Genomic DNA, 22,565 nt, shown 5'->3' with positions numbered 1-22,565 from the left:
TTACATTCTCACTGATGGGCCAACACGACCACCACGCTTCGCCGCATCGTTTGAGGTATCAGAACCATCGGCAATAATGACTTGATCGCCCAGTTTTAGGCCGCGAATGACTTGTACCGTTGCACGGTTGTTTAAGCCAAGCAATACCGATTGTGGTCGAGCTGAGCCATCGGCTTGTAGCACGCGTACCATGCCTAAAGAGGCTTTACCCTGATCAACCAAGGCTTTTTCATTGGCTGTCAATTCCAAACGGGCAGGGCGTTTGGCCGAACTGGCATCGGTATTGTCGCGTTCAGTACGTGCGTTGCTGTCTGAATTATTGCTGTTGCTACGACTGCGTGAACGGTTTGCACCTTGCACTGCAGCAGCAGGAATGGTCAGTACATTGCGTGCCTCTGCCAAAACAATGGACACTTGTGCGGTCATATTGATGCGTAGCTTGCCGTCTTCATTTGGTACGTCAAATAAAGCGTTGTAGTACACGGCAGAACTTGAAGATGATGAGGTGTTGTTATTGCTTTCGGTATTGATGGATTTGGGTGCAGGTTCTACCTGACGTAAAGTAGCGTAATGTTTTTTCTCGCTGTTGCCTAAGGTGGTGAAATAAACTGTTTGTCCTTCTTCGACCTTCATCACATCTGCTTCAGAAATTTCTGCTTTCACGGTCATGGTGTCAAGTTTAGCTAATTTAACAATCGTGGGTGCGCTTTGATTGGCGTTCACGGTTTGACCTTCTTCGGTCACAATTGCGACGACAGTGCCATCCATTGGGGCAAGAATACGGGTATAACCTAAATTTTCTTTAGATGTGTCTAAAGTTAGGCGTGATTGTTCAATTTGAGCGTTAATGGCAGCAATTTCTGCTTGCGAAGTTTTATAGTTGGCTAAGGCCGTTTCAAGTTCGGCGCGTGAGGTCGCATCTTGCGCATACATGGCTTGTTGACGCTGATATTCTGCTGCGACTTTGGCGAGATTGGCTTGCCGAACCGCCAATTGTGCCTGTTGGTTTTTAATACTGGCTTGTGCTGTTTTAAACTCATTTTCCTGTCGTACGGAGTCAATTTGGGCAATCAACTGTCCTTGTTTGACCTGATCGCCTAACTGAACATACATTTTTTTGACTTGACCTGAAACTTGCGCACCAACGCTGACCATTTTGGTGGCTTCAAGCACGCCTGTTGCCAAAACCGCACTTTCAATATCTCCACGGCTTACTTCGGCAGTAATGTATTGTGGTTGTTCTTGTTTTGGTTTCAAAAAATACCAAGCGGCAAATGCCAGCATCAGCGCAATGAGAATTCCCACAATAAGTTTGGTCGATTTTATTTTTGGCATGAGTCAAAAAACAGAAAAAATAAATTAAAAAGGATTATAGAAGTGAAAGAAGGATAAATCGTGAATTTTTTAAAGAAATTGCAAATGAGAATAGACTTCTTGCGTTAGTCAAATTTTAAGCAGTCAAAAGCTATATTTTATAAGGTTTTAGCCAATTCAAAAATTAGATAAAACTATACTTTCGCAAGAGGTCTAATTATTCACTATTGGTTTGATCTTAATTTGATCCAATCTGAAAGGGGTATTGTATACATAAAAAAGTGAAAATAGCATCTAGTCATGCGGTAAGGTGTTTTATTTCATCTCTATGATAATTTTATGAATTTTTATGATAAATGTTGAAAAATACAACTATGGTCTAAGTTGCTTAAAAAACCTTATTTTCTATATGGATTTAAAAGTTAAAAGCAGCTAGTATCAAATTCCATAAAATAATTATGGATTTAATCATTAGGATAATACGGCATCGGGACGATGCAATAAAACACGACTTTAAGCAAAAAATCTGAGGGGTACATCATGGAGTGGAGTGAGAAATTTAATATCGGAATTGATGTGATTGACAATCAACATCGACAAATTCTGGACTATATTAATGCGCTAGAAAAAATTCGGGCGACAGGTGCGCGGGAGCAAATTAAGGAAGTTTTGGATGACTTGATTGACTATACGCAATCGCATTGTAGCTTTGAAGAAAACTTGTTGTCACAGGTCAATTATCAATACTTACCATCGCATCGTGGTATTCACGAACTCTTTGTGAGGCGTTTGAATGATTGCCGTCAGCGTTTTGCCAATGGCGAATCGGTAGAACATGACTTGTATCGTTTGTTGTCTAAATGGTTGATTAACCATATTCAGCATGATGATCAGGATTATGTCGATGCAGTACGCGACAATATGCTGCATTATTTGCGTTCGCAGGAACAGAAAAAAGGCAAAAGTTGGTTTGCACGTTTCTTTAGCTAATCCTCTGAAAAGCAGATGATTTTAAAAATTATTTTGATGAAGAGGTCTGCTTAATTAAGCTGAGTGAGAAGCAAACAGCGTTTTACCACAGAGTTCTGTAATGGCTTGTAGCACCAGATGTTCAGGGTTTTCCTTGGACATCCCTTTAATAGAGGCATCGATACGCAATAACAGAGTAGGCCATTGCAAGAAACTATTTGGATTTAAACGTCGCAAAGCTTGTTGATAAACACTAACTTTGTTTTTCCAAATACCCAGTTGCAAAGCATTTTGTGGTTGTTCAAATAACTGCATCAGCAGGCGCATTTCTTTGCTGATGCTCCACAAAATTAAACTCATAGCTTCACCCGAAGCTATGAGGTATTGAAAAATTTTCATGGCTTGCGCCAGATTTCCCGCCAGTAAAGCATCACTTAAATCATAAGTGCTATAACGCGATTGATCTTGTAAGCAGGCATGTAGATGTTCAATCTGAATCTGTTGAACTTCAGGAAAGGTGTCACTAACCCGCATCAAACTGTTTTTGGCAGCCAAAAGGTTGTGCTCATGATGTTGTTCCAGCCATTGCCACGCATCATGACCCAATTGAATGCCTAGCTTTTCTGCTTCTAAAGCTAAAATCTGTTGACGATCTTTAGGGTAGTTTGCCGTGAGTGCAACATTGACCCCATTGGCATCAATCAACTGAAAGAAACTGGACTTCAGGCTATTGCTATCTTGTTTTGGCATCACCACCAACAGCAAGTTTTGTTCATTGTGCTGAATATAACTTTTCAGTTGTTTGAGTGTGCTGGCATCGGGTTTGATATTGCCGTGTACTTCAACCGCCAATTGGCTTGAAAACAGTGACAAACTGTTCAAAGCATTGAATACATTTTTCCAGTCGCTCACGCTATTTAAGTCATAACGCTGGCGTTCAATCTCTTGTTTCTGCCAACTGGAACGAAAAGTATCGAGCAAGTTTTGTTCGAGTAAGGGTTCTTGACCATGCAAAATCCATGCACCACGTGCTTCATCGACACGTTTGAGAGCTTGTAGATAGTCAAGTTTCATAAAAAAAATCGCACTCGGAAACTTATTTAGGGTTTGAATACACAGGTGGATTGACCAGAGGTAAACGGTTCGATGAAATTTGACGCACAATTTGTTGTGCCACATCATCAATAATCACTTCTTTTAAGAATTTTTGTTCCTGATCATCGGTATTCACCGTTGCGACATCGTATTGATAGCTGCGCGATGCCATGACGGTACGAGGTTCGGTAATCGGGTTGCCTTGCGCATCTTCAATACGGAACGTCACACTCAAACGCAATAAGGTTTCTACCAGTTTGCCATTCAATTCCAAGCGACGTGGCGTAAAGTCAAGTACACGCAGTACATAGGCATTCGGATCATTACTGAGTTGTACACCTGCCGTACCCAGATGAATAGAAAGTTTTTCTTCTAATTCTTCAGCATTGCTCGGTAAAGCTAGGCTCATTTTTGAATAAGCCACAGGTGCAATACTTGGGTTGCTGCCTTTAAGATGAAAACCACAGCCGACTAAGCCAGCACTGAGTCCACAAGTTAAAACAATGACTGCTAAACGTTGGCTAAAGTGCATGTGCTGTCCTCTGTAATATTTTCGAAAGTTCTAAAGTGGAAGTTGAGAATATCTTGATTGTAGGTGCAAAGCCCGTTGACTGACAACGGGCTTTGTTTGGAAATTGTGAAATCCTTCAGAAAGTTCCTTCTCCCTCTAGGATGAGGGGGTACATATTTACCTCTCCCTAGCCCTCTCCTAAAAGGAGAGGGTACTTAAGGATTTAAACAACCAAATTCACTAACTTATTCGGTACCACAATTTCTTTCTTGGTTGGGCCAGTCAAGAATGGTTGTACTTCTGGTAAGGCTTTGGCCAGTGCAAGAATATCCTCTTTAGAAGCATCTATCGCGACATCGAGCTTGCCACGTAATTTACCATTGACTTGTACCACAATCGTTTGAGTACTTCGGGTTAATGCAGACTCATCGACGACAGGGAACAGGGTAGCGGTTAATTCAATTCCGAACTCTGCCAGTAAGGTCTGGCTTAAGTGTGGTGCAAATGGTGCCAGCAAGGTCAATAAAGTCACAATCGCTTCGCGTTCAACCGCAAAGTCTTGTTCGCTCTGTGCTTCAAACTTGTTGCAAGCATTCAAGAGCTCCATCAATGCGGCAATTGCAGTGTTGAATGCATGACGACGCTCAATATCATCGCCTACTTTTTGAATGGTTTCATGGGTTTTGCGGCGTAAGTCTTGTGCTGCTGTAGCAAGTTTGCTGCTGTCAATTGCAGTTACATTACTGCCTTTTTCAAGGAAACCTGCCGCTAAACGCCAAACGCGTTTTAAGAAGCGGTTAGCGCCTTCAACGCCTGCATCTGACCACTCTAAAGACTGATCGGGTGGTGCGGCGAACATCATAAACACACGTGCAGTATCTGCGCCGTATTGATCAATAATGGCTTGCGGGTCGATACCATTATTTTTCGATTTCGACATTTTTTCCTGACCGCCAACAATCACTGCTTGACCATCACCCGTGTATTTTGCAGAAAGCACACGACCTTTTTCGTCTTTTTCAAGTTCAATATCGGCAGGGTTAAACCAAGTTTTTTTACCGTTTTCTGCTTCACGATAGAAAGTATCTGCCAAGACCATGCCTTGAGTCAGTAAGTTGGTAAATGGTTCATTGCCTTGTACCACACCTTCATCACGCATGAGTTTGTGGAAGAAACGCGCGTATAACAAGTGCAAGATGGCGTGTTCTACACCACCAATATATTGATTAACCGGCAACCAAGTTTGTGCAGCTTCAGGCTTGACCATACCGCCCGTAAAATCTGGAGATGCATAGCGGGCATAGTACCAAGACGATTCTACAAAGGTATCCAAAGTGTCGGTTTCGCGACGTGCTTCGCCACCACAGCATGGGCAAGTGGTTTGATAGAATTCAGGCATTTTATTTAACGGGTTGCCTGAACCATCTGGCACAACATCGGTAGGTAAAATGACAGGAAGCTGATCTTCTGGAACTGGGACTTGTCCACATTTTTCACAGTTGATCATAGGAATTGGACAACCCCAGTAGCGTTGGCGTGAAACACCCCAGTCACGTAAGCGGAATTGTACTTTTACATTGGCTAAGCCTTGTGGCTCTAATTTCGCTAAAATTGCATCAAAAGCCGCTTGGAAATCTAAACCATCAAATTCGCCAGAATTGACCAGTTTACCTTCTTTAGAACCGTACCATTCTTGCCATTGGGTTGTGTCAAAGTCCGCATCGTCTGCACCTTTGGCATCAATTACCTGAAGAATTGGCAATTGGAATTTATTGGCAAACTCAAAATCACGCTCATCGTGTGAAGGTACAGCCATCACCGCGCCAGAACCGTAAGACATCAACACATAGTTGGCAATCCACACAGGTAATTCTTTACCTGTTACTGGATGCTTCACAAATAAGCCAGTCGCCATACCTTTTTTCTCGGCAGTGGCAAGGTCAGCTTCTGCTACAGAACCCATACGGCATTCTTCAATAAAGGCTTTTAATTGCGCATTGTTTTCTGCTGCTTTTAACGCCATTGGATGTTCTGCAGCCACAGCCACATAAGTTGCACCCATTAAGGTATCGGCACGCGTGGTAAATACAGTCAGACCCTCTGCATAAACTTCAGGATTTGCCGATGGGAATGTAATTTCCATCCCTTGCGAACGACCAATCCAGTTACGCTGCATGGTCAAAACTTGCTGCGGCCAGCCATCTTTTAAGGTTTCTAAATCATCTAATAATTCTTGGGCATAATCGGTAATGCGGAAGTAGTACATTGGAATATCGCGTTTTTCTACCAATGCACCTGAACGCCAACCACGACCATTTTCGACCTGTTCATTGGCCAAAACTGTTTGATCGACAGGATCCCAGTTGACTGTCGAGAGTTTGCGATAAATTAACCCTTTTTTATACAGTTGCACGAATAACCATTGTTCCCAGTGGTAATACTCTGGGGTGCAAGTGGCAAATTCACGATCCCAATCTACTGCCAAACCTAGTTTTTTCAATTGGTCGCGCATGTAGGCGATATTTTCAAAAGTCCATTTAGCTGGGGCAACCTGATGCGCAATCGCTGCGTTTTCAGCAGGTAAACCAAAAGCATCCCAACCCATAGGTTGTAAGACTGTTTCACCTTTTAAACGGTGAAAACGGCTAATTACATCACCAATGGTGTAGTTACGCACGTGACCCATGTGCAGTTTGCCGCTTGGGTAAGGGAACATCGAGAGGATATAACGACGTGGACCTTCGACAGTGTCGGCAACTTTAAAGGCTTTGCGAGATTCCCAGTCGCTTTGGACTTGAGGTTCAATCGCACTGGCTTGATATTCAGGGTCAATGTGAGTAGTCATAAGGTTAAATCAGGAATAAACGGTTAAAAAAGTGTGTCACACAGCATAGCGCAAAATGCAGCTAAATTGAATTTTGCGCATGGGATTGTGCAGGAAAATTTGAGCGAGTCGCATTTTATGGCTTAAAACATCAAACTTGTAGACTGGCACGTTCTTATTTTGCTTGATTTAAAGCTGCATTGGCTTCACGTTGTTGTTGATCCATGGCTGGATTTCCTTCAGGGTGATTTGTAGTTGGTGTCGCTTGTTGGTTTGTTGCACTAGGTGTTGGATTCACAGCAGGATTTGCAGGAGTAGCAACAGTCGGTGCTGAATTTTTCCAGCCATAGGTATCGACTTTACCTTTTTTCTTGGCAGTTTTTGGTGGCGGTGTTGTGGTGTAATGGGTTGAACCATTTGCATCGACCCACTTGTAATATTGTTTTGCAGAAACGGCACTGGTGGCAAAAATTAAAATCAAGCTTGCAGAAAGACAACTCAAGCGGCGGATCATTGGTGTTTTCATGTTTGGACGTCCTGAGCAAAAAAAGGTAAATCGCAGAAAATCAATTACAAAAATCATGTTGGCTAAATTTTAGCAATAATTACCCATGAAGCTAGGATTTATTGACAATTTTTGATGATTTTTATCTGCAATAGTGCTTGTTTAAAATTGGGCATGGGCTTGCCTATTTGCGATTTAAAATAAGCTGAAATACGTTGGTGAATCATAACCAGGCGCTTTATATATTTTTTTAACTCATTCTTTATTTTTATGAATTTAATATGAAAAAATTATAAAAAATCATCAAATATCTGAAGTTATTTGTTTTATATGGAAATATTAGACTTTGGATTAAATTGTGATGGATGACACAAAGCTTAAAAAATACCCAGTTTATCAATAAAGCAGAAAAAGCCGATTTTTAAACTTGACTTTAGTCAGGTAAACTACAAAAATGCACACTTTAGTTTTATGTGCCTTAGATCGATCACCCTTCGAATAAGTGTCATGTCATGCAATGGGCAACTTCTCTAGCCGAGAAGCTGAACAAAGCTTATAAAATGTGTTTACCCCAACACATTTTAGATCTCATATTGCTTATACGGTAATCAGATCAGAAATTTTTCCTATTGCCATGAAAACTATGAAATATGTGTGCTATAACAGTGCACGAATTAATGAACAAAACACTGCAGGTGTCTCCCATTTTGCAGTGACAAGACTAGGGTGAATCACGTTGGAACTTTTATCTGGTGGTGAAATGCTCGTTCGCGCATTGGCGGACGAAGGCGTTGAACATGTTTTTGGATACCCAGGCGGCGCAGTACTTCATATTTACGATGCGTTCTTTCAACAAGACAAAATTAATCATTACCTTGTGCGCCATGAGCAAGCTGCTGGTCATATGGCAGATGCCTACTCGCGTGTAACAGGTAAAACCGGTGTGGTGCTTGTGACTTCAGGTCCGGGTGCAACCAACACGGTAACTCCAATTGCAACGGCATATATGGACTCAATCCCAATGGTGATTTTGTCTGGTCAGGTTGCGAGTCACTTGATTGGTGAAGATGCCTTCCAAGAAACCGATATGGTAGGTATTTCACGTCCAATCGTAAAACATAGTTTCCAAGTGCGCCATGCCAGCGAAATTCCTTCGATTATTAAGAAGGCATTCTATATTGCATCTTCAGGCCGTCCAGGTCCTGTGGTGGTTGATATTCCTAAGGATGCAACCAATCCAGCGGAAAAATTTGCGTACGAATACCCAGAAAAAGTGAAGATGCGTTCGTATCAACCGCCGCATCGTGGTCACTCAGGTCAAATTCGTAAAGCGATTGATGAATTATTAAATGCCAAACGTCCTGTGATTTATTCAGGCGGTGGCGTGGTTCAAGGCAATGCATCTGAGCAATTGACTGAACTTGCGCACATTTTGGGCTTTCCTGTAACCAATACATTGATGGGCTTGGGTGCGTTCCCTGGTAATGATCCACAATTTATTGGTATGTTGGGGATGCATGGCACGTATGAAGCTAACATGACCATGCACAACGCTGATGTGATTTTGTGTATTGGTGCACGTTTTGATGACCGTGTAACCAATAATCCAGCAAAATTCTGTCCAAATGCCAAAGTCATTCATATTGACATTGACCCAGCGACGATTTCAAAAACCATCATGGCGCATATTCCAATTGTGGGTGCAGTTGAACCTGTACTTCAGGAAATGCTAGTGCAGTTGAAACAGTTAAATGTTTCTAAGCCAAACCCAGAAGCAATTGCTGCATGGTGGAATCAAATTAATGAATGGCGCAAAGTTCATGGTCTGAAATATGACAAGCCAACTGATGGCAGCATGAAGCCACAACAAGTAGTTGAAGCTTTAGATAAAGTGACCAATGGTGATGCAATTATTACATCTGACGTTGGTCAGCACCAAATGTTTGGCGCGAACTACTATAAGTACAAGCGTCCACGTCAATGGTTGAACTCTGGCGGTTTAGGAACGATGGGCGTAGGTTTACCGTATGCAATGGCGGCTAAACTGGCATATCCAGATCAACAGGTTGTATGTATTACAGGTGAGGCATCTATTCAGATGTGTATCCAAGAGCTTTCTACCTGTAAGCAATATGGTTTAAACGTAAAAATCTTATGCTTGAATAACCAAGCTTTAGGTATGGTTAAACAATGGCAAGATATGAACTATGAAGGTCGTCACTCAAGTTCTTATGTTGACTCATTGCCTGACTTCCCTAAATTGATGGAAGCTTATGGTCACGTTGGTATTCAAATTAACCATGCCGATGAGCTTGAATCTAAGCTTGCAGAAGCGATGGCAATTAATGACAAATGCGTATTCATTAATGTCATGGTTGACCGTACAGAGCACGTTTATCCGATGCAAATTGCAGGTCAATCCATGAAAGATATGTGGTTAGGTAAAGGGGAGCGTACAGAATGAGACACATTATTTCCGTTCTCGTTGAAAACGAATCAGGTGCGCTTTCTCGTTTAGTGGGTTTATTCTCTCAACGTGGTTATAACATTGAGACTTTAAACGTTGCACCAACCGAAGACCCAACACTTTCACGTTTAACACTGACCACGTATGGTGATGATCATAAAATTGAGCAGATCACCAAGCAATTAAACAAATTGGTTGAAGTGGTTAAAGTCGTCGACTTGTCAGAAGGTCCACATATTGAACGCGAATTGATGCTAATTAAAGTCAAAGCATCGGGTGCTGCACGTGCTGAAATTAAACGCACTGCTGACATCTTCCGTGGACAAATTGTTGATGTTACACCAACGACTTATACCGTGCAGCTTGCGGGTACAACTGAAAAATTAGATGGCTTTATTGATGCGATTGCAGAAAACACTATTTTAGAAGTTGTGCGTTCAGGTGTGTCAGGTATCGCACGTGGCGAAAAAGTTTTAACCATTTAACTGAATTTATAGTTAATTTTACTCATCGAATTCATTCCATCTCAAAGGATGGAGCGCTTACTCAAGTATTGAATAGATAAGTACTTGAGTAAGATAAGAATCCAAAGCATTTTAGCGGAGACAGCAATGCAAATTTTTTACGATAAAGACTGCGACTTATCTATCATTCAATCTAAGAAAGTAGCGATCATTGGTTACGGTTCACAAGGTCACGCGCACGCGCTTAACCTGAAAGATTCTGGCGTAGACGTCACTGTAGGTTTACGTGCTGGTTCTGCTTCTTGGAAAAAAGCTGAAAATTCGGGTCTTAAAGTTTCTGAAGTTCCTGCTGCTGTTGCTCAAGCTGACTTGGTTATGATTTTGACTCCAGATGAGTTCCAATCACAACTTTATCGTGACGTCATTGAACCAAACATCAAGCAAGGCGCAACTTTAGCATTTGCTCACGGTTTCTCTGTACTTTATAACCAAGTTGTTCCACGTGCTGACTTAGACGTAATCATGGTTGCACCTAAAGCACCTGGTCACACTGTACGTTCTGAATTCCAACGTGGTTCAGGTGTTCCTGATCTTATCGCGATTCATCAAGATGCTTCTGGTAATGCACGTAACGTTGCACTTTCTTACGCTTCAGGCGTAGGTGGTGGTCGTACAGGTATCATCGAAACTTCTTTCCGTGAAGAAACTGAAACTGACTTATTTGGTGAGCAAGCAGTTCTTTGTGGTGGTGCTGTTGAATTGGTTAAAATGGGCTTCGAAACTCTTGTTGAAGCAGGTTATGCACCAGAAATGGCTTACTTCGAATGCTTACACGAGCTTAAATTGATCGTTGACTTGATGTTCGAAGGCGGTATCGCTGACATGAACTATTCAGTATCTAACAATGCTGAATATGGCGAGTATGTAACGGGTACTGAAGTGATTAACGAACAGTCTCGTGAAGCAATGCGTAATGCACTTAAACGTATTCAATCTGGTGAATATGCGAAGATGTTCATCCAAGAGGGTGCATTAAACTACCCATCTATGACTGCTCGTCGTCGTCAAAATGCGGCGCATGGTATCGAGGTAACGGGTAATAAATTACGTGCAATGATGCCTTGGATCCAAGCAAACAAAATCGTAGACAAAGAAAAGAACTAAGTTACGCGCCTTAAGAAAAGTAAAGCAGTGCTTTACTTTTCTTTCGTACCTTGGATTCAAGCGAACAAGATCGTAGATAAAGAAAAGAACTAAGGTTGCGTTACGTGCCTTAAAAAATGGGAAAGCAGTGCTTTCCCATTTTTTTCGTACCTTGGATCCAAGCAAACAAGATTGTAGACAAAGAGAAAAACTAATTTCTCGAATCAGTTGATTTGAATGCGAAAACCCACTCAATTTGAGTGGGTTTTTTATATTTATAGTGACGTGCCTCAAATAAATGAAAACGGTACTTTCACTCGTTGCGCTTCATTCAAAGCAGCGCTTTGAATTCCTTGCGCTTCGCTCAGAACAGTGTTCTGAACTTGCTCATACCTTGGATTCAAGCGACCAAGATTATTGATAAAGAGAAAAACGAAGCTTTAGTTTAACCTTTATAAAGCCGTTATTTATATAGAGGTTTTATGGGTGAAGTAAATGTTGCTACGAGCTTTATACTTCGGACAAGACAGTATTTTGCTTCTTGTACATTATTCTAATCATCCATCCCAAATACGTCGCGCGTATAAACCTTGTTTTGCACATCATGCAGCAGTGAGCATTTACGGTTACAAACAATTAAATCGGCACGTTGTTTAAACTCGGCTAAATCGTGAATCACTTTGGAATTTAAAAACTTTTTCTGATCTATTTCGGGTTCATAAATAATCACTTTTATGCCATAGGCTTTGAGATATTGCATCACGCCTTGTATAGCAGAGGCACGGAAATTATCTGAACCACTTTTCATGGTCAGGCGATAAATCCCAACCACTTTGGGCTGTTGTTTACGAATGGATTCGGCAATAAATTCTTGGCGGGTTTGATTAGCATCTACCACCGCTTTAATTAAGTTGCTCGGAACTTGAGCATAGTTTGCCAGTAGTTGTTTGGTGTCTTTAGGTAAGCAATATCCACCATAACCGAAGGATGGATTATTGTAAAATTGACCAATACGTGAGTCTAAACAGACACCATCAATAATTTGCCGTGTGTCTAGGTTGTAGATTTGAGCATAGGTATCTAACTCATTGAAATAAGCCACACGCATCGCTAGAAAAGTATTGGCGAATAGCTTAATCGCTTCGGCTTCGGTAGCGTCGGTAAACAGCACCGTACAGTCTTTTTTGATTGCACCATCTACCAGCATATTCGCAAAAAGTTTGGCACGTTCTGATTTTTCACCCACAATAATCCGCGAAGGATAAAGATTGTCATGTAGTGCTTTACCTTCGCGCAAAAATTCAGGTGAAAAAATAATATTTCCAGTGTGATATTTTTTCTTAATCTGTTGGGTGAAGCCTACAGGTACAGTGGATTTGATCACCATGGTTGCCAAAGGATTAATAGCCAATACATCCTGAATGACTGCTTCAACACTTTGCGTATTGAAGTAATTGGTATCTGGGTCGTAGTCAGTAGGCGTGGCGATAATCACAAAATCTGCATGTTGATAAGCATCGACTTTGCAATGTGTGGCTTGAAAATTTAATTCAGGTTTTGCTAAAAAATCAGAAATCTCTTGATCGCGAATGGGCGAGATGCGTTGATTGAGTAATTTAATTTTTTCTGCTTGAAGATCATAAGCCACGACCTGATGATGTTGGGCAAAAATCATGGCATTAGATAAACCGACGTAACCTGTACCTGCAATTGCGATTTTCATATTCAATCAAATTTCTTATTATTTATACGTGTTTAATGTGATGAAAATTTATTCAAGCTCGATGACGGTTTGGTGAAGCTTATATTTCTATGAAAGATTTGCGTTAAACTGTGCAGAAATGAAAAGCAAGCATCTCAGTTATGCTGTGTTAATGGTATGATATTGAAATTGCGCGGGTGGATAATGGATGCATGAACATGAATCAAAATGACCTAAAGGCTCAGGCAGATAATTTGACTGAGCAAAATGTTGTGATCTGTATGAAATGGGGCACAAAATACGGGTCTGAGTATGTGAATCGTCTTTATAATATGGTGAAGCGACATACCACAGTTGATTTTAAAATGGTGTGTTTGACAGATCGTACTGAAGGTATTGATTCAAATGTAGAATGTTTCCCGATTCCACCACTTGCATTGCCTGAGGGCGCACCTGAACGTGGCTGGAACAAGCTTTCGACCTTTGAGCCAGACTTATATGGGTTAACAGGCAATGCTCTGTTTTTAGACCTAGATGTGGTGATTGTTGATAATATTGATGGTTTCTTTACCCATCCAGGCGATTTTTTGATTATTCATGACTGGAAACGTCCATGGCGTATTACGGGTAACAGTTCAGTATATCGTTTTAAGTTAGGTGCATTTCCTGGTTTATTGCCATATTTTCGTGAACATTTTGATGAAATTCGCCAAAAGTTCCGTAATGAGCAAGCATATTTATCTTGGTATGTAGATCAAGAGAAAAAGTTAACTTACTGGCCAGACAGTTGGTGCAAAAGTTATAAATATCATTGTTTGCAAAAAATTCCGATGGCTTATTTTAAGCCACCTGTAAAGCCAGATGGTGTAAAAATTATTATCTTCCATGGTGAAATTAACCCGCCTGATGCAATTCATGGTGGTGGGGGTAAGTGGTATCGTTATGTATTACCATCGGATTGGATTAAAGAGGCTTGGCAGTAAGAACTTGGAATTTAAAAAATGAAGTTAGGTGTGTATTTGATCAACTTAGATTCTAGTGTTGATCGATTAAAACAAGCTGATGCTGAGCTAAAAAAACATCATATGGATTATATTCGTATTTCTGCAGTTGATGGAAGACAGTTGGATGTTCAGAATTTTGATCTCTACAATGCAGCTCGCTCGAATGCGTATACGGGAAGAGACTTAATTGGCTCAGAAATTGGTTGCTATTTAAGCCATAAAAAGGCTTTAGAAACATTTGTTAATTCTGATGCTGATTATGGATTGATATTAGAGGATGATCTCAAACTTAATGAGGATTTTAATCTTATTTTGAAAAAATCCCTGAGTATTATTCAAAAGCAAAATATTAATTGGGCTGTTATTAATGTTGCAGCCAATAAAAAGAAGTTGGCAAGGGAGTTTGCTACAGTACAGCAATATGGTTTATTTAAAGCATATTATTTTCCTATACTCGCTTTGGGTTTACTATGGACCAAGCGCGGAGCTCAACAGTTTTTATCTGAAATGAAAGAGATCTATACACCTATAGATGTTGAAATTCAGGCTTGGGCATGTGAAACAGGTTTAGGTTTATCTATTTATCCAGCAATTGTACAACCGAGTGGTGTTGATAGTGATATTGATGCAAATACATTGGCGCAGAAAAAAAATAGTTTGCGAATTGATAGGTTTGCACCTAGACAAAAAAGGATGTGGCGAAATAAGCTGAATGCTATTAAGCATTTATATTTTAAATCAAATTAAAAGTTATTTAAAATAATGAAAATTTTGTTGATTAATTTAGATCAGTCTGTCGAACGGTTTGAGGAACAATTAACTCAGTTTGAGCGATTGGAGTTGAGTTTTGAGCGATTTTCAGCAACTTCAATTCAGGACTTTACAGAACAAGATTATAAAAAAATGGCTTTTGGTGGCCAGCGACCAATGAAACAATCAGAGTTAGCTTGCTTTTTGAGTCATAAAAGGGCGTGGGAATATGTAATTCAGTATAATCAACCCTGTGCAATTTTGGAGGATGATGCTGTATTGGTTTCCGATTTTAAAGATGTTTTAGATCATATTGAAAGTATACCTGGCCTAGATTATGTTAATTTAGAAGTTGTTGGTAGAAAAAAAATTGTTGGGAAAACATCATCACATCATTTTAATGAGTATCAATTGTATAAATTATATCAAGATAGGAATGGAACAGGTGGTTATATTTTATTTCCTACTGGTGCACAAAAATTATTAAATCTTATGAATGATAGATCAATTGGTTTGGTAGATGAATATATTGCAAGTTGTCGTACTTTAAGAGGTTTTCAGATTGAACCTGCAGCTCTTTTACAAGGCGTAATTTGCCCAATATATGGTGTTGAAACAGAAATTGATAAAAATTCTGTGATTGGTTTAGTAAAAAATGTGCATCAGGTTGATTTATCTGTAAAACAAAAAATTAGATTTAAAAGGAATAGAATAGTCGCACAAATTATTTTGGGTTTCATACAATTAAAGTATTTGTTTATAGGTTGTAGGCGAGATATAGATGTAAATGCTTCAAAGTTTAAGTAGTTTTTTGATCAAATGATGCTTCATCACTCTCTAAACAAAATTTCCATAACTTGATCTATTTAAGTTGATTAAATGTATAATCAACTTGAAAGTCATATAGTAACTGCACGTTTATGTCTGAAAGAATTCCTAAAATTATTCATTTTTGCTGGTTTGGTGGCGGAGAATACTCTCCTTTGATGCAAAAATGTATGAAGACATGGCAAGTTTATTGTCCAGAGTGGGAAATAAAAAAGTGGGATGAGACAAACATTCCTGACGATATCCCATATTTAAAACATGCACTTGAGAAAAAGTTATATGCTTTTGCTTCAGATTTCATGCGTTTTTATGCTTTGCGGGAGTACGGAGGGGTATATTTAGATACCGATGTTGAAGTGATCCAAAACTTATCTCCCTTATTAGAATATACGGCTTTTGCTGCTTCTGAAAGTCGAAATGGACTCATGTTGAATGGTGCTGTAATAGGTGGTATGCCTAATGCACCATTTTTTCAACAAATATTAAAATACTATACAGAAATGCGGCCTATTGTTTTTAAAACGATTCCACATGTAATTACTGAAATTTATTTGAAAGATCAAAAAATACTACAAGTTTTAGATACAGAAACATTTTATCCCTACAATCCGTATGATGCTAATCAAACTGTGAAGCAACTTATGTTTTGTGATATTACAGAAAATACATTGGCAATTCATCATTGGCATAAGACTTGGAAACTTTCAGGTTGGCAAAAATTTATGAATAGTGTGAAAAAACGACTTAAATGAAAATTATGATTTTTGAGTTAATTATTTAATCTTTGGCTATAAGTGTAAATTATCTTAGAGTTATTTCGTACTTTTAAAGTGAAGTGAATTCAATGCAAGTCTATGTTATTAGTTTGGAAATGGCTGTTGCACGCAGACAGCATATTGAAAAAGAATTTGGACAACAAAGTATCAAGTTTAGTTTTTTTGATGCGCTTACTCCTGAGTTAGCAAAACCTTTAGCTGAAAAAATGAATTTAAGGGTTCATAGTGACTTTTTGACATATGGGGAGCTTGCATGCTTTATGAGCCATGTGTCAATTTGGAAAAAAATGGTCAACGAGCAAATTCCTTATGTGGCTATATTTGAAGATGATGTATATCTGGGAGAAAACTCTAGTGAGTTATTAAATCATACTGATTGGATTAAATCTGATTGGGATATTATAAAAACTGAAGCATTTGCAGATAAGGTTCTACTTGGTTCTGTTGAGGCTAAAGTAGCTAATGAAAATCGTAAAATTGTTGCGTTAAGGGGGCCAAATCTAGGAACTGCAGGTTATATTCTAAGTCTTCGAGGTGCGCAGAAATATTTAGAATATATAAGTCAAATTCAACTTATTCCTTTAGATCAGGTTATGTTTAATGAGTTTATTCTTAAGCAAACACATCCCGTTTATCAAATGTCGCCTGCATTGTGCATTCAAGAAATGAAGTTATTTCCTGAAAAAAACACTGTACTTGCTAGTGATTTGCTTGCTGAACGTAAAGCACGCATGCGTAAGCAAAAGAAGAAAGGGTTAGCTAAGGTTCAATTAGAGATTGCACGTATATTTAAACAAGTAAAATATGCTGTAGTTGGTAAGCATATTGAGTTTAAATAGAAGTTGGACTAGCAGTTATGTTAAATAAATCGATGCCTTGTTTAAAACATCAAAATATAAATATGATGAAATAATAGGAATAGCTTGAGATGCGCATTCTTGTGACTGGCGGTGCAGGCTTTATTGGTTCAGCCGTGATCCGCCATATTATCCAAAATACCAACAGCCAAGTTTTAAACATAGATAAACTGACTTACGCAGGTAATTTAGAGTCGTTAAAAGAAATTGATCAAGATTTAAACTACCAGTTTAAGCAAATTGATATTTGCGATACTGAGCAAATTACAGCCGCAATAGATGCGTTTCAACCCCATGCAATTATGCATTTAGCTGCAGAGTCGCATGTAGACCGCTCAATTGATGGCCCAGCAGCATTTATTCAAACCAATATTGTGGGAACTTATACTTTATTAGAAGCCGCTCGAAAGTATTGGATGGGGCTTGACGCCGAAGCTCAACAAAACTTTCGCTTTCATCATATTTCAACTGATGAGGTTTATGGTGACTTAGAAGGCACGACAGATTTGTTTACTGAAACAACTTCATACGCGCCAAGCTCTCCATATTCTGCCTCTAAAGCCAGTTCGGATCATCTGGTACGTGCTTGGCACAGAACTTATGGCCTACCTATCATTGTGACCAATTGCTCCAATAATTATGGGCCTTACCATTTTCCAGAAAAATTAATTCCATTGGTGATCTTAAATGCACTGGATGCTAAACCTTTGCCTGTATATGGTAATGGTCAGCAAATTCGGGATTGGTTATTTGTAGAAGATCATGCACGCGCTTTATATAAAGTGGTGACTGAGGGTGTAGTGGGTGAAACCTATAATATTGGTGGTCATAATGAAAAACAGAATATAGAAGTGGTCAAAACTATTTGTAAAATTTTGAATGAGCTAAAACCACAGGTAAATGGTCAAACCTATGAATCACTGATTACATTTGTAAAAGACCGCCCTGGGCATGATTTACGCTATGCGATTGATGCTACAAAAATTCAAAATGAATTAGGTTGGACACCTACAGAAACTTTTGAAACTGGAATTCGTAAAACGGTGCAATGGTATTTAAATAATTTAGATTGGTGTCATCGAGTGCAAGATGGCAGTTACCAACGCGAAAGATTAGGTGTAAATTCATAATGTCAAATACAACAAAAGGTATTATTTTAGCGGGCGGTTCAGGTACACGTTTATATCCGATTACCAAAGGTGTATCTAAGCAATTATTGCCTATTTATGACAAGCCAATGGTGTATTACCCGCTTTCGGTGCTTATGCTTGCAGGTATTTGTGAAGTACTCATTATTAGTACTCCTGAAGATATTGATGGTTTTAAGCGTTTGTTGGGTGATGGTGCTCAATTTGGTATTCAGCTTGAATATGCAGTCCAACCTAGTCCAGACGGTTTAGCGCAAGCATTTATAATTGGTGAAAGCTTTATTGGGGATAGTAATGTTTGCTTAGTGCTTGGCGACAATATTTTTTATGGTCAAGGTTTTACTCCAATGCTACGTCAAGCCGTTGCCCGTCAAAAAGGTGCAACGGTATTTGGCTATCAGGTGAAAGACCCTGAGCGTTTTGGTGTGGTTGAATTTGATGAGCAGAAACGAGCAATTTCTTTAGAAGAAAAACCTAAACAACCTAAATCTCACTTTGCAGTCACCGGTTTGTATTTTTATGACAATGATGTGATTCAAATTGCGAAACAAGTGAAGCCTTCTGAGCGTGGAGAGTTAGAGATTACTACCGTTAATCAGATGTATTTAGAACGTGGTGATTTAAATGTAGAGTTACTTGGACGTGGTTTTGCATGGTTGGATACAGGTACGCATTCAAGTTTGCTAGAGGCAGCACAGTTTGTAGAAACCATTGAAAAACGTCAGGGCTATAAAGTGGCGTGTTTAGAAGAAATTGCCTTGAATAATGGCTGGCTCAGTAAAGAACAGGTTTTAGAAATTGGTCAGAGCATGAGTAAAAATGACTATGGTCAATATCTAATTTCATTGGTGAATGAATTAATATGAGTTTAATAAAACTAATTGATTTGCCGAGTTTGGGAGATCAGCGAGGGGGATTGGTTGCAATAGAGTCTAATCAATCCATTCCTTTTGAGATTAAGCGTTTGTATTATATTTTTAATACAACCAATCAGTCTCGTGGCTTTCATGCACATATCGATTTAAAGCAAGTCGCGGTGTGCGTCAAAGGAAGTTGTCGTTTTATTTTAGATAATGGGCATACTAGAGAAGAAGTAACGCTTAACTCACCAACACAAGGTCTTTATATTGATGCGCTAACTTGGCGAGAAATGCATGATTTTTCAGAAGATTGTGTTTTATTGGTATTGGCAAGTGAACATTATGATGAAAATGACTATATTCGTACGTATACTGAGTTTCAGGCTATGGAGAGGCTAAAATGAAAGATTTTGATTTGAAGGCGAATACGGTTTATCTTCGGTTAGTGCATGAAAGTGATGCTGCATTTATTTGTAGCTTAAGAAATAATGACCAATTAAACACTTATATTTCTAAATCTACAGCAGATGAAGATGCTCAACGTCAATGGATTGTAAATTATAAAAAAAGAGAAGAGGCTGGGGAAGAGTACTATTTTATTATTTGCAGAAATAGTGATGATTTATCTGTTGGTACAGTGCGACTTTACGACTTTAAAGAGGAATCAAAGTCATTTTGCTGGGGAAGTTGGATTTTAAACGAAAATAAAACTAAGTATGCGGCGGTTGAAAGTGCGCTTTTAGTTTACGAGGCGGGTTTTGAGTATTTAGATTTCAAGCAAAGTCATTATGATGTAATGAGAGGGAATGATAAGGTTCATTCATTTCACTTGAAAATGGGTGCAGAAAAAGTGTCAGAGGACAGCACGAATATATATTATATTTTCCCGAAAGAAAAATATGAAAAGAATAAAGTTCAATATAGTCGTTTTTTGGGTTGATTAATTATGTTGTCGATTACTGAGTATAAAGTCGGGATGTGCGCGGAACTAGTTCGCTCATTTAATGAGAGTGATGTGAAATTGTTTTCTGAACTCTCTGGCGATACAAATCCTGTTCATTTAAATGAAAGTTATGCAAAAAATACAATTTTTGGTGCACGTATTGTACATGGTGCTTTAGCTAGCAGTATTTTTTCTACAATTTTTGCAAACTGCTTACCAGGCGCCGGTTGCATTTACTTAAAATCTGAAAATAAATTTCTTAGACCTATATACTTAAACGAAAAAGTTATTTTTAAAGTAGAAATAATAGATGTTCTGCAAGAAAAGAAACGTGTAATTTTTAAGACAGTTGCTGTATCTAATGATCAAGAGTGTATTGTGGGTATGGCTGAACTTTATATTCCTGAATAATGTGAATTTATAATGATCCCTTTCCTTGATTTAAAAAATATCAATCAGCAGTATCGTGAAGAGTTGATTACGGCTTGTACGCGAGTGATTGATTCAGGTTGGTATATTGGTGGTAAAGAGCTACAAAGTTTTGAAAAGAACTTTGCTGAATATTGTGGTACACAGTTTGCAATTGGTGTTGCAAACGGCTTAGATGCATTGATTCTGACACTACGTGCATGGAAAGAGTTAGGCAAACTTAAAGATGGAGATGAAGTTATTGTTCCATCGAATACCTATATTGCTAGCATTCTTGCCATTACAGCAAATAACTTGACGCCAGTTTTAGTTGAGCCAAATATTTCTACCTACAATATTGATCCTATAAAAATAAAAGAAGCAATAACGGCTAAAACCAAAGTGATTTTACCTGTCCATTTATATGGGCAACTCGCTGATATGCCAGAAATCATGCAAATTGCCAAACAATACAACTTGTTGGTTTTAGAAGATTCAGCGCAAAGTCATGGTGCACAACTACAAGGGATAAAAGCAGGGAACTGGGGTGATGCTTCAGGTTTTAGTTTTTATCCTGGAAAAAATTTAGGTGCATTGGGTGATGCGGGTGCAGTTACGACGAATGATGCAGAATTAGCTACTATGTTAAAAGCATTGCGTAACTATGGCTCGCATGAAAAGTATAAAAATTTAGTTCCGGGTGTGAATAGTCGATTAGATGAAATACAAGCAGCTATGCTGGATGTTAAGCTCAAATACTTGGACCAAGAAACTCAGCACAGACGTAATATTGCGAGTTTGTATTTGAATGGAATTAAAAATCCACTAATTCAACTTTCATTAAGCTCTATTAATGCTGAATCTTATATGCAGCATGTTTGGCATTTATTTGTAATTCGCTGCAAACATCGTGATGCATTACAACAGTTTTTATTAGATCATGGTGTTCAAACATTAATTCATTATCCAATTCCTCCACACAAACAACAAGCATATAAAGAATGTAAGAATTTAAGTTATCCAATTTCTGAGCAGATACATAGAGAAGTTTTGAGTTTACCTATGGGAGGTCACTTAGATATTGAAGATGTTAGTTTAGTTGTGAAGCTATGTAATGAGTTTAGAGTAAATGGATAAGCAAATATTGAAGCCCTTAGTTAGTGTCGTGATTCCGAGTTATAATCATGCTTCCTTTGTACAAGATGCAATACGTAGTGTTATTAATCAAACTTATGAAAATATTGAGCTCATAATTATTGATGATGGTTCCACTGATCAGTCTTTAAACAAAATTGAAGAGTTAATGGTTGAGTGTAAGCAAAGATTTGTTCGTTTTGAGTTTAGACACCGTTCAAATAAAGGATTAAGTAATACATTAAATGAAGCGCTAGACTGGGCGGAAGGTGAGTATTTTTGTGCATTGGCATCTGATGATCAGATGTTAGAAGAAAAGACCTTTATACAGCTTGATATCTTTAAAAAAAACCCTATGGTTTCAGCAGTTGTTGGAGCCCATCAATATATTGATAATGAAAATCGTATAATTAGTATTAAGAAAGCACCTTATAAAGAGTTTAGTTTTAGAGATGTGTTTCATCACAAACATGATATTCCAGCTTCATCACAAATGATTAGATGTAAAAATTTGAGAGGAATAGGTGGATATAATGAGAAGACAATGGTAGAAGATTGGGATCTGTGGCTTCGATTAACAGAAGATGGTGCCAAATTGGTTTATATCCCCGATATAATAGTTTCATACAGGATGCATGATAATAATTTGAGTAAAGACAAGGCTCTTATGTTTAATGAGGTATTAGAGTTAGTAAAAAGATATAAGGGATATCGTGGATTTCCTTATGCTGAGTATATGGTGTATAAATTATATAAAGTACGTCCAGCTAAAGAAAAGAGCTATTTGTTATATTTGTTTTTGAGACTTAAATATACATTTAGGTATCTGATTAAGAGTATAAGAAATTAAGTGAAAGATTGTA

The 22,565-nt window shown here is 38.6% G+C and carries 22 protein-coding genes; 16 read left to right on the top strand and 6 right to left on the bottom strand.

Translation table 11 applies throughout. The features are described from left to right. Window positions 1-1,335 (bottom strand): efflux RND transporter periplasmic adaptor subunit, encoded by a 1,335-nt coding sequence (locus AC0T5Z_RS11070; RefSeq protein WP_291334379.1) that lies wholly within the window; start codon window positions 1,333-1,335, stop codon window positions 1-3. 519 nt (window positions 1,336-1,854) lie between these two features. Here AC0T5Z_RS11070 and AC0T5Z_RS11065 point away from each other — a divergent pair. Then, window positions 1,855-2,304 carry a bacteriohemerythrin gene (locus tag AC0T5Z_RS11065; RefSeq protein ID WP_435337019.1) on the top strand — a complete coding sequence of 150 codons (450 nt, stop codon included), beginning with the start codon at window positions 1,855-1,857 and terminating at the stop codon, window positions 2,302-2,304. A 54-nt stretch (window positions 2,305-2,358) separates the two neighbouring features. Here the strand turns inward: AC0T5Z_RS11065 and holA are convergent, their stop codons facing one another. From holA to AC0T5Z_RS11045, 4 genes are all read right to left on the bottom strand, one after another. Next, window positions 2,359-3,357, bottom strand: coding sequence for a DNA polymerase III subunit delta (gene holA / locus AC0T5Z_RS11060; RefSeq protein ID WP_435337018.1), 999 nt, complete (start codon window positions 3,355-3,357; stop codon window positions 2,359-2,361). A gap of 22 nt (window positions 3,358-3,379) precedes the next feature. Continuing rightward, window positions 3,380-3,910 (bottom strand): LPS-assembly lipoprotein LptE, encoded by a 531-nt coding sequence (locus tag AC0T5Z_RS11055; RefSeq protein WP_435337017.1) that lies wholly within the window; start codon window positions 3,908-3,910, stop codon window positions 3,380-3,382. A gap of 202 nt (window positions 3,911-4,112) precedes the next feature. Further along, a complete protein-coding gene (gene leuS / locus AC0T5Z_RS11050; protein WP_435337016.1) occupies window positions 4,113-6,734 on the bottom strand; it encodes a leucine--tRNA ligase in 2,622 nt (873 codons plus the stop codon). 154 nt (window positions 6,735-6,888) lie between these two features. Next, complete coding sequence (locus tag AC0T5Z_RS11045) at window positions 6,889-7,239, bottom strand: DUF4124 domain-containing protein (RefSeq protein WP_435337015.1); 351 nt, start codon at window positions 7,237-7,239, stop codon at window positions 6,889-6,891. A 715-nt stretch (window positions 7,240-7,954) separates the two neighbouring features. On the opposite strand from AC0T5Z_RS11045, the gene AC0T5Z_RS11040 reads away from it, so the two are divergent. From AC0T5Z_RS11040 to ilvC, 3 genes are all read left to right on the top strand, one after another. After that, window positions 7,955-9,682 carry an acetolactate synthase 3 large subunit gene (locus AC0T5Z_RS11040; protein WP_435337014.1) on the top strand — a complete coding sequence of 576 codons (1,728 nt, stop codon included), beginning with the start codon at window positions 7,955-7,957 and terminating at the stop codon, window positions 9,680-9,682. Further along, entirely contained in the window at window positions 9,679-10,170 is a 492-nt protein-coding gene (ilvN, locus tag AC0T5Z_RS11035; protein WP_004974986.1) for an acetolactate synthase small subunit, read from the top strand. The genes AC0T5Z_RS11040 and ilvN overlap by 4 nt, the downstream gene beginning before the upstream one ends. A gap of 126 nt (window positions 10,171-10,296) precedes the next feature. Further along, a complete protein-coding gene (ilvC, locus tag AC0T5Z_RS11030) occupies window positions 10,297-11,313 on the top strand; it encodes a ketol-acid reductoisomerase (protein ID WP_004974988.1) in 1,017 nt (338 codons plus the stop codon). 532 nt (window positions 11,314-11,845) lie between these two features. On the opposite strand, the gene AC0T5Z_RS11025 is transcribed toward ilvC, so the two are convergent. Then, window positions 11,846-13,015 (bottom strand): nucleotide sugar dehydrogenase, encoded by a 1,170-nt coding sequence (locus AC0T5Z_RS11025; protein ID WP_435337013.1) that lies wholly within the window; start codon window positions 13,013-13,015, stop codon window positions 11,846-11,848. A gap of 191 nt (window positions 13,016-13,206) precedes the next feature. Between AC0T5Z_RS11025 and AC0T5Z_RS11020 the strand changes: the two genes are divergently transcribed. From AC0T5Z_RS11020 to AC0T5Z_RS10965, 12 genes are all read left to right on the top strand, one after another. Then, entirely contained in the window at window positions 13,207-13,977 is a 771-nt protein-coding gene (locus tag AC0T5Z_RS11020) for a glycosyltransferase (protein ID WP_171525190.1), read from the top strand. An 18-nt stretch (window positions 13,978-13,995) separates the two neighbouring features. Then, on the top strand, window positions 13,996-14,745 hold the full coding sequence (locus AC0T5Z_RS11015) for a glycosyltransferase family 25 protein (protein ID WP_435337012.1): 750 nt from the start codon (window positions 13,996-13,998) through the stop codon (window positions 14,743-14,745). 15 nt (window positions 14,746-14,760) lie between these two features. Continuing rightward, a complete protein-coding gene (locus AC0T5Z_RS11010) occupies window positions 14,761-15,555 on the top strand; it encodes a glycosyltransferase family 25 protein (RefSeq protein ID WP_435337011.1) in 795 nt (264 codons plus the stop codon). A gap of 113 nt (window positions 15,556-15,668) precedes the next feature. Then, window positions 15,669-16,328 carry a glycosyltransferase family 32 protein gene (locus tag AC0T5Z_RS11005; RefSeq protein WP_435337010.1) on the top strand — a complete coding sequence of 220 codons (660 nt, stop codon included), beginning with the start codon at window positions 15,669-15,671 and terminating at the stop codon, window positions 16,326-16,328. Window positions 16,329-16,420: 92 nt separating this feature from the next. Continuing rightward, on the top strand, window positions 16,421-17,191 hold the full coding sequence (locus tag AC0T5Z_RS11000) for a glycosyltransferase family 25 protein (protein ID WP_435337009.1): 771 nt from the start codon (window positions 16,421-16,423) through the stop codon (window positions 17,189-17,191). An 89-nt stretch (window positions 17,192-17,280) separates the two neighbouring features. Next, window positions 17,281-18,339 carry a dTDP-glucose 4,6-dehydratase gene (gene rfbB / locus AC0T5Z_RS10995; RefSeq protein ID WP_435337008.1) on the top strand — a complete coding sequence of 353 codons (1,059 nt, stop codon included), beginning with the start codon at window positions 17,281-17,283 and terminating at the stop codon, window positions 18,337-18,339. Continuing rightward, window positions 18,339-19,223 carry a glucose-1-phosphate thymidylyltransferase RfbA gene (rfbA, locus tag AC0T5Z_RS10990; protein WP_167846276.1) on the top strand — a complete coding sequence of 295 codons (885 nt, stop codon included), beginning with the start codon at window positions 18,339-18,341 and terminating at the stop codon, window positions 19,221-19,223. Before rfbB ends, rfbA begins: the two co-directional genes overlap by 1 nt. Continuing rightward, on the top strand, window positions 19,220-19,621 hold the full coding sequence (locus AC0T5Z_RS10985; protein ID WP_167846275.1) for a sugar 3,4-ketoisomerase: 402 nt from the start codon (window positions 19,220-19,222) through the stop codon (window positions 19,619-19,621). The genes rfbA and AC0T5Z_RS10985 overlap by 4 nt, the downstream gene beginning before the upstream one ends. Continuing rightward, window positions 19,618-20,157: a GNAT family N-acetyltransferase gene (locus AC0T5Z_RS10980; RefSeq protein WP_167846274.1), complete on the top strand. Its 540-nt coding sequence runs from the start codon at window positions 19,618-19,620 to the stop codon at window positions 20,155-20,157. The genes AC0T5Z_RS10985 and AC0T5Z_RS10980 overlap by 4 nt, the downstream gene beginning before the upstream one ends. A 6-nt stretch (window positions 20,158-20,163) precedes the next feature. After that, entirely contained in the window at window positions 20,164-20,571 is a 408-nt protein-coding gene (locus AC0T5Z_RS10975; RefSeq protein ID WP_167846273.1) for a MaoC family dehydratase, read from the top strand. Window positions 20,572-20,583: 12 nt separating this feature from the next. Further along, complete coding sequence (locus AC0T5Z_RS10970) at window positions 20,584-21,705, top strand: DegT/DnrJ/EryC1/StrS family aminotransferase (RefSeq protein WP_435337007.1); 1,122 nt, start codon at window positions 20,584-20,586, stop codon at window positions 21,703-21,705. Next, window positions 21,698-22,552 (top strand): glycosyltransferase family 2 protein, encoded by an 855-nt coding sequence (locus AC0T5Z_RS10965; RefSeq protein WP_435337006.1) that lies wholly within the window; start codon window positions 21,698-21,700, stop codon window positions 22,550-22,552. Before AC0T5Z_RS10970 ends, AC0T5Z_RS10965 begins: the two co-directional genes overlap by 8 nt. Window positions 22,553-22,565: the final 13 nt, after the last annotated feature.

The sequence above is a fragment of the Acinetobacter pengchengensis genome (assembly GCF_982235305.1).
Note: the sequence above shows the minus strand (reverse complement) of the source record. Positions and strands in the feature narration are given on the sequence as shown.

What these genes read in the sequence shown, in the direction of transcription:
- AC0T5Z_RS11020 (WP_171525190.1), top strand. Translation starts at nt 13,207, where the DNA reads ATGAACATGAATCAAAATGACCTAAAGGCTCAGGCAGATAATTTGACT.
- leuS (WP_435337016.1), bottom strand. Translation starts at nt 6,734, where the DNA reads ATGACTACTCACATTGACCCTGAATATCAAGCCAGTGCGATTGAACCT.
- AC0T5Z_RS11000 (WP_435337009.1), top strand. Translation starts at nt 16,421, where the DNA reads ATGCAAGTCTATGTTATTAGTTTGGAAATGGCTGTTGCACGCAGACAG.
- rfbB (WP_435337008.1), top strand. Translation starts at nt 17,281, where the DNA reads ATGCGCATTCTTGTGACTGGCGGTGCAGGCTTTATTGGTTCAGCCGTG.
- AC0T5Z_RS11010 (WP_435337011.1), top strand. Translation starts at nt 14,761, where the DNA reads ATGAAAATTTTGTTGATTAATTTAGATCAGTCTGTCGAACGGTTTGAG.
- holA (WP_435337018.1), bottom strand. Translation starts at nt 3,357, where the DNA reads ATGAAACTTGACTATCTACAAGCTCTCAAACGTGTCGATGAAGCACGT.
- AC0T5Z_RS11055 (WP_435337017.1), bottom strand. Translation starts at nt 3,910, where the DNA reads ATGCACTTTAGCCAACGTTTAGCAGTCATTGTTTTAACTTGTGGACTC.
- AC0T5Z_RS11005 (WP_435337010.1), top strand. Translation starts at nt 15,669, where the DNA reads ATGTCTGAAAGAATTCCTAAAATTATTCATTTTTGCTGGTTTGGTGGC.
- AC0T5Z_RS10975 (WP_167846273.1), top strand. Translation starts at nt 20,164, where the DNA reads ATGTTGTCGATTACTGAGTATAAAGTCGGGATGTGCGCGGAACTAGTT.
- AC0T5Z_RS10970 (WP_435337007.1), top strand. Translation starts at nt 20,584, where the DNA reads ATGATCCCTTTCCTTGATTTAAAAAATATCAATCAGCAGTATCGTGAA.
- rfbA (WP_167846276.1), top strand. Translation starts at nt 18,339, where the DNA reads ATGTCAAATACAACAAAAGGTATTATTTTAGCGGGCGGTTCAGGTACA.
- AC0T5Z_RS11045 (WP_435337015.1), bottom strand. Translation starts at nt 7,239, where the DNA reads ATGAAAACACCAATGATCCGCCGCTTGAGTTGTCTTTCTGCAAGCTTG.
- AC0T5Z_RS10985 (WP_167846275.1), top strand. Translation starts at nt 19,220, where the DNA reads ATGAGTTTAATAAAACTAATTGATTTGCCGAGTTTGGGAGATCAGCGA.
- AC0T5Z_RS11070 (WP_291334379.1), bottom strand. Translation starts at nt 1,335, where the DNA reads ATGCCAAAAATAAAATCGACCAAACTTATTGTGGGAATTCTCATTGCG.
- AC0T5Z_RS11025 (WP_435337013.1), bottom strand. Translation starts at nt 13,015, where the DNA reads ATGAAAATCGCAATTGCAGGTACAGGTTACGTCGGTTTATCTAATGCC.
- AC0T5Z_RS11015 (WP_435337012.1), top strand. Translation starts at nt 13,996, where the DNA reads ATGAAGTTAGGTGTGTATTTGATCAACTTAGATTCTAGTGTTGATCGA.
- AC0T5Z_RS11065 (WP_435337019.1), top strand. Translation starts at nt 1,855, where the DNA reads ATGGAGTGGAGTGAGAAATTTAATATCGGAATTGATGTGATTGACAAT.
- AC0T5Z_RS10980 (WP_167846274.1), top strand. Translation starts at nt 19,618, where the DNA reads ATGAAAGATTTTGATTTGAAGGCGAATACGGTTTATCTTCGGTTAGTG.
- ilvC (WP_004974988.1), top strand. Translation starts at nt 10,297, where the DNA reads ATGCAAATTTTTTACGATAAAGACTGCGACTTATCTATCATTCAATCT.
- ilvN (WP_004974986.1), top strand. Translation starts at nt 9,679, where the DNA reads ATGAGACACATTATTTCCGTTCTCGTTGAAAACGAATCAGGTGCGCTT.
- AC0T5Z_RS10965 (WP_435337006.1), top strand. Translation starts at nt 21,698, where the DNA reads ATGGATAAGCAAATATTGAAGCCCTTAGTTAGTGTCGTGATTCCGAGT.